The 6,441-nt window shown below is 68.3% G+C and carries 5 protein-coding genes; all 5 read right to left on the bottom strand.

Annotation, left to right across the window (positions count from 1 at the left end; all coding sequences use genetic code 11):
• Positions 1 to 110: 110 nt before the first annotated feature.
• Positions 111 to 2,012 carry a copper resistance CopC/CopD family protein gene (locus AC07DC_RS23580; RefSeq protein ID WP_478916434.1) on the bottom strand — a complete coding sequence of 634 codons (1,902 nt, stop codon included), beginning with the start codon at positions 2,010 to 2,012 and terminating at the stop codon, positions 111 to 113.
• A gap of 214 nt (positions 2,013 to 2,226) precedes the next feature.
• Positions 2,227 to 3,432, bottom strand: coding sequence for an MFS transporter (locus AC07DC_RS23575; protein ID WP_478916402.1), 1,206 nt, complete (start codon positions 3,430 to 3,432; stop codon positions 2,227 to 2,229).
• Between the two features lie 83 nt (positions 3,433 to 3,515).
• The gene (locus AC07DC_RS23570; protein WP_478916401.1) at positions 3,516 to 4,013 is read right to left on the bottom strand and encodes a GNAT family N-acetyltransferase; all 498 of its coding nucleotides are present in this window, start codon (positions 4,011 to 4,013) and stop codon (positions 3,516 to 3,518) included.
• A 3-nt stretch (positions 4,014 to 4,016) separates the two neighbouring features.
• Positions 4,017 to 5,330, bottom strand: a complete 1,314-nt coding sequence (locus AC07DC_RS23565; protein ID WP_478916433.1) for a DUF6271 family protein — start codon at positions 5,328 to 5,330, stop codon at positions 4,017 to 4,019.
• A 14-nt stretch (positions 5,331 to 5,344) separates the two neighbouring features.
• Positions 5,345 to 6,376 carry a phytanoyl-CoA dioxygenase family protein gene (locus AC07DC_RS23560; RefSeq protein WP_478916400.1) on the bottom strand — a complete coding sequence of 344 codons (1,032 nt, stop codon included), beginning with the start codon at positions 6,374 to 6,376 and terminating at the stop codon, positions 5,345 to 5,347.
• Between the last annotated feature and the right edge of the window lie 65 nt (positions 6,377 to 6,441).

The raw sequence follows: 6,441 nt of genomic DNA, 5'->3' as shown, positions 1-6,441 counted from the left end.
ACCACCCCCCAGGCCATGCGTTCGACAGGGGGAGAAAGTCATGCCAACTCCGGAGGCCGGGCGCCCCATTGCGGGGCAACCAAAACGGTAATGGGGGTAGCGGAACTCCGTCACCCGCCCGTCGAGATGCCCTGCGGAAATCGGTCCGGCGCGATGTTCACGGTATGTGTCGTGGTGATCTGATCGATCGCCGAGGTTCGTACGGTGACATTCATCGTCCAACTGCCCGCCATGGGGATCTTGACGCTCTCGGTGCCCCAGTACCCCCCACGGTTGACGAGCTTCGAATCCAGCGGGCCGATGCTCTGGTTGAGCAGCGTGAAGGTGATACGCAGTTCCGGGACGGTAGCGATGCCGCCGTCCCCGGCGAAAACGACCGCCTGCAGCGTGTTGTCGCCTACGCGCGCGGGCTCAAGGGTCACCTGTACCTGTCCGCGCCCGCCATGGGTGCCCATGTCGAAGGGGACCAGGACGGTGGCAATGCTGGGGACGGTTGTTGAGGCGGCTTCGTCGGACTGCTCGATGGTTGCTCGGCCGGGTTGCGTTCCGGTGAGAGCAGTAGAGATCGCCAGTACCGCAACGCCCATGGCAACTTCCGTTCGGACCGTGCGGAGCAGTCGGCGACGAAGGCTGAGAGCGGCAACCGACGTTGACGGCTCCGGGCCGGAGTTGACGACTGGAGGACTGTCGTTCGGTGCCGGGAGCGAGCGGTTGCCGGCCGCCTCACGTGACGCACCGACAAGCGCGCGCACATGGGCGGATGCTCTTTCCACCAGGACAGGCGGTTCACCGGAATCGCGGATCAGCTCGCCTGTCCACTTCCGTGAGTAGGAAGCGGCGGCCAGCAGCGCGAGAACGACCAGGGTCTTGAGCGTCAACCAACGTCCGTAGGAGGTACCGATGAGGGCATCCAAGGAGCCGAGCTGACGCCAGGACTGGTAGATGCCGGTGCCTACGAGGGCCACGACCGAGGCGAACGCGATCCGTGAGAACCGGGAAATGGCGGCGACCGGTACCTGAGAGTCCTGGGACGAGCCCCGGAGGGCGATGAACAATGCGGCCAGGCCCCCCATCCACAGGGCCATGGCCAGGAGGTGGACCATCGCGACCGGGATCGCCAGCGGCACTTGAATGCCCACCGATGCGTGTTCCGCTGCCGCCCAGGTCAACGCGAGCGCCAGTGCCAGCGGGACGCCCGTCACGACCAGAGCTCTGTGCCCTGCCCGCTCCGGCCACCAACCGGCCGCGGCCACTTCCTTCCCGAGCGTGTCCCGAACCGGCGTGCGGCTCAGCATCCTCGCAGCCAGGACGAGGAAGATGCCCGCTACGGCAAGAAGGACGATTCGCCCACCCAGTGCCGCGCCGGGCCTGGTGCCCAGGGTTCGACGCACCGTGGCGAGATCGAAGCCCGAGCCAGGACCGCTGCCGGTTTCGTAGGGGCCCCGAAGGATGAGCAAGGCCAGCGTGGAGAGCAACAGGACGCACCAGCCGGCGACCGCCAGCCTTCGCAGTGGACGCCGCCCCGCGCCGGCCGGCCAACACATCAGCACGAAGGCCGTTGCACCGACGAGCAGCGAGAATCCTGTGTAGGCAACGTATCTGCCGAGGTCGTAGAGGCGGCCCGCGGCCGTGTCGCCGGCCGGCGACCGGGGCACGATCGCAGTCGTCGCCGAAGGCTCGCCGATCGAGAAGGTGAAGGCGCCGGAGATCGGGTGGCTGTCGGCGGACACGACCCGCCATGCGACCGTAAAGGTGCCTGTGGGCACGCTCGCGCGGAGCGTGGTCTGCACGGTGCCGGAGTTCCCTGCGGCATGCGTGGGCTGCCCCTGGTTGACGCGCCGACCGGCGGGGTCGAGAACCCGGAGGGAGTCATCGGAGACCGTGACTCCCTCGGTGAAGGTGAGGGTGACCACCGCCGGTGCTCTCTTGAGGATGGCACCGTCCGCCGGGTCGCTCTCACGGAGCACCGCGTGCGAGACGGCAGAACCGGCCCCACCGAGCAAGACCCCCACAGCAATACACAGCAATACGATGACGCGCCCCAGCTTTCTGCCTCGCGTTGTCCTCTCATCGCGAAGCCGCGCCCGTACCGACCGGACAGGGCCGACGGCAGTACGTCGCGCGGAAACACCGAGGGAAGAAACTGCGGCGAAGGGCATGCCAAGGAGTACGCACTGCGGACCTCATCTGCTCAGGAGGTCGGAGGGGGAGTGCGGTGCGGGTCGGTCAGGCGGGGACCAAGGCGGGCCAGCGGATCCGGGTGGCGCACAGGGAGACCAGCGCCGCCGAGACGGCGATGGCGCCCATGCCCCACGTCAGAGTGCTGCCGCTTGCGATGAAGCCGATCACGGGCGGGCCGGCCAGCAGGCCGATCGTCCCCATCGCGGCGACCAGGGCCAATGCGTCCGGCCCCTGCCGGGCCGCGGCAACGTAGACGCACGGCGTGACGGCCGCGACGCCCAGGCCCACGCAGGCGAACCCCAGCAGCGCGGGCAACACACCGCCGGCCAGCAGGGCGAGCGCCAGGCCGGCCCCCGCAAGCGCGCTCCCGGCCACGACGATCCGTCCGTCGCCCCAGTGGGCGCGCCAGCCGTCGGCGAAGATCCGGGCGAGCACCATCATTCCGGATACCACGGCGATCCCCAGTGGTGTCACCTCCGGCCCCGCTTTGGCGATGTCCTTCAAGTAGAGGGAGGACCAGTCGTTCATCGCACCCTCGGTCACGGTGCCGAACACCATGGCGAGGCCCATCCAGATGGTCACCCGGGTCGGCAGGACCAGTCGGCGCTTCGGCTGCTCCGCTTGTTCCGACGCGGAGTCCGCCTCCTTCTCCGGCGTGGCGTCCGGCGCGGAGTCCGGCCGCCCGTCCTGCGGCAGCAACCCGGACTGCGTCAGGCCCACCGCGAGCAGCAACAGCAGGGCGGCCGCCGTGAAGTGCACCGCCAATGACGAGGTGAACAGGTTCACGCCGACGGCGAGCAGCGCTGCGGAGAGCGAGCCCGCGCTGAACGTGGCATGGAACCTGGCCATCACGGTCCGTCCGTACTCGACTTCGAGCGCGGCCCCCTGCGCGTTCATCGCGACGTTGAGGAAGCCCACCGCCACGCCGTCGAGGCAGATGACCAGCAGGGTGACCGGGTAGTTCGGCGTCACCGCCAGGACCAGCAGGATCAGGCCCAGGACGAGGGCGGACAGCAGCGACACCAGCCGGGAGCCCAGTCGCTTCATCGCCGGCGGAACCAGCGGGAACGAGATCACCGCCCCCGCACCGCCCGCCATCAGCAGCAGGCCGACCTGCGCCGGGCTCAGGTCGAGATGCGTCTTCAGCGTGGGCAGCCGCGAGACCCAGGTGGCGTACTGGAACCCGAGAAAGAGGAACAGCGCCGCGATGGCCAACTGCGCTCTGCGGAACGGGTCATGAATGCGAAACATGTGTGAATCAGCCTACTTCGTCCGACGATGGTGATCCGCGCGGTGGATCCGCTGGGTACTGCTGTCCCGGCCCGGGGCGCGCTCTACAGCGCCTTGGACATGTAGACGGCCTCCGTGCCGTAGCTCTCGGGGAGGCCGACCTCTGCGTGGGCGGCGTAGCCGAGGCGACGCCAGAGGACATGGCTGCGCTGGACGGCCACCATGGAGATCCGATCGAATCCCTGCGACCGCGCCTCCTGCTCGATCTGCCGCACGAATAGCGGCGACAGCCCCCTGGCGCGCAGTGCCTCGGTGATCACGAAGTCGTGTGCGTGCAGATTTGCCGACTCGTGGTCCGATGCCTCTGCCTGCGTGAGGTCCGGGCACTGGCCCGGCGGGTAGGGCAGGGCCAGCAGATAGCCCCCGAATCGCCCGTCGTGCTCCAGTACGAAGCAGGTGGTCGGTGATACGCGGCCCCTGGACCGCAGCACCTCCGGTCCTTCGGACAGGCCGCTCTCGGCGTAGGCGCGCGCTTCCAGCGCCACGACCTCGTCCCAGTCGGTGTCTGCCAATCGGCGGAGGCGGATGGTGTCGTCGGCCACTGTTCATGCCCTTTCGATGGATCGACCGATGGCCCTGCTCGCCGCCACCAGTGGACGCCACGCGTCGATCAACAGCGCGAAGTGCTCGATGTCGACCTGGGCCCGGTCGAGCAGCTCCTGCCGCAGCGGCATCAGATGGTCGGCGAACTCGGCGTACTTGCCGCCGAGTTGCCGGTAGCAGCGGTCGATGACATCCAGCCGCCGGATGTTCTCCGTGCGGTCCGCACCGGCGGAGCGTCGGACGAATTCGGCGATCGTGGCGGCGCGGACCTGGTGCTGCGGGTCGAGCAGTGCCGGACCGGCTTCCTCCAGGTCGAAGTAGACGGGATGGAGGTAGAGCATCGACAGCAGGAACTTCACGAACCGCACCTGGTAGGCGATGAATCCGCTGCCGGTCCGCCGCTCCGCGGTGTAGAAGTTGACGATGTGGCGGTTGTGCACGACCGCGGGCAGCGGGGCGTGGCGGACGACGTGCAGGAGGAAGTAGTCGCTGCCGATGGTGTCGGTCGCGGGCGGCAGCGGGACGCGCTCGTACAGCTCACGGTCGAAGCCGATGTTGCACATGTCCAACCGCCAGATGTCCGGGACGTCCAGGACCGACCGGTCGACGCTGAACGGCTCGGTGCCGGCGCCGATGAACGACTCCTGGACCAGGCCCTGAATTTCCTCCTGCGGCCACTCGGGCGGGGCCCACAGGCTGACCACGTCGTGGTAGATCCCGGGGTCGGTTTCCTTGATCTCGCTGACGTCGACCGACAGTTCACCCACGAAGGAGCCGCCGACCATGGACACCGGTTTCCGGCCGTGCACCGGGTCCAGTGCGTTCTCGGTGACGCCGTCGCCGGCGTCGGCCCCCGGCTTCCCGAGTGACAGCAGCTCATGGTGGATCGGGAAGACCGGCTTGCCGTCCAGGGTCTGGTAGCCGCTGTCCGAGTCCCGGCGGTGGATCGACTCGCAGCCGAGTGCGGCGGCGAGCAGGAAGGCCCGGTTGGTGCAGGCTCCGTAGGAGACGGCGTCCGGCAGCATCAGGTCGAGCAGCAGCTCGGGTTCGGCGTGGCCGGTGCGTCCGATCACCTCCCGCAGGAAGTCACGCTGCCGCTCCTCGTCGAGGTGGTGCACGATCACGTTCGGCACAGTGGGGAGCTCGTCGACGGCCTTGGCATGATCGGCGAAGGTCGATACATCGGAGGAGTCGAGGATCAGCAGATGGACCTCGACGCCGAACTGCCCGGCAGCGTAGGCAGCCTCCTCGCCGATGTCGGCGATGGTCGCGGTGCAGGCCCGGTTGGTGGGAAGGGTCAGGCAGATCCTGCGCAGGTCGGTACCACGACTCACTGTGCGGACTCCGCTCCGTGCCAGGAGGTGAGACCCAGCAGCTTCTCGCCGAGCTCGTTGAGTTCGGCGGTCTTGTACCGGAGCGACTCGTGCGTGACGGCGTCGCCGACCAGGGTTCCGTTCCAGTCCGGAGTGGAGAGGGTGTCCCAGGAACTGATCCGGGAGCGGCGTATCTGCTCGCTCTCCTCCAGGGCGGGCATCATCGAGAGGTACTGGACCGCCCGGACGCCGCTTTCGGAGGTGTTGCGAGCGACGCCGTGGGCCAGGGCGCCGTTCCAGATCAGCAGGTCGCCGGCTGACAACTCCGGTCGGACCACCGGGAATTGGTCCCGGTCGACGGCTGGCCGGATCGGATCGCGGTCGGCCGGCTGGCCGAGCTTCCACTCGTCGAACCGACGGAACAGCTCGGGGTTGCACTGGAAGCCGCCGTGGTCGGGCCGGGTGTCGGTGAGCGCGATGATGCCCTGGACCCGCTGCGGTATGACGCCGAGCGTGCTGTCGATGTCCCAGTGGAGTTCGATGTCGAAGCCCGTGTCGGTGGGTTCGATGAGGGCGCGGTCGCGGTTCTTGATGTTGGGCGGGTTGAGGTTGAGACGGTCGAGGGTGACCCAGAGCTCCTCGCAGTCCCAGACGTCGACGAAGGCGTCGTAGACGCGCTGGGTCTGCCGGCTGTCCCAGATCAGCTGGTGGTGGTACGCCTCGACGAAGCCGTAGACGTGCAGATGGCGGTCCAGCTCGTCACGGTAGGGCCGCTGCTCGTACCAGGTGTCCGGACGGTGCGGGTCGAGGCCCTGGAAGTCCCAGGCGAAATCCAGCAGGCGCCCGGCGGACTCGGCGGGGATCGCCTCCTTGACCACGACATAGCCGTAGGTCCGCCAGAAGGCGAAGTCCGCCTCGGAGAGCACGCGCAGGGGCTGCTCCTTGCGGAGGTCCCTGAGCGGGGTCGGCGCGAGGTACGTCTCACCGTCCGCACTGAAATACGGGCGGCGGGAGGCGGCTCGGTGAAGATACTGATCGGGGGCGGGCATGTATGAACTCCAGAAACCGGGGTGGGTCAGGTGGGTGTAGGGGCACGCGCGCTTCGCGCCGGTGG

The organism is Streptomyces sp. NPDC045021, from assembly GCF_056432645.1.
Note: the sequence above shows the minus strand (reverse complement) of the source record. Positions and strands in the feature narration are given on the sequence as shown.

Bases quoted from the DNA above. Each gene is read 5' to 3' on its own strand.
- AC07DC_RS23575 (WP_478916402.1), bottom strand. From the start codon at position 3,432: ATGTTTCGCATTCATGACCCGTTCCGCAGAGCGCAGTTGGCCATCGCG.
- AC07DC_RS23560 (WP_478916400.1), bottom strand. From the start codon at position 6,376: ATGCCCGCCCCCGATCAGTATCTTCACCGAGCCGCCTCCCGCCGCCCG.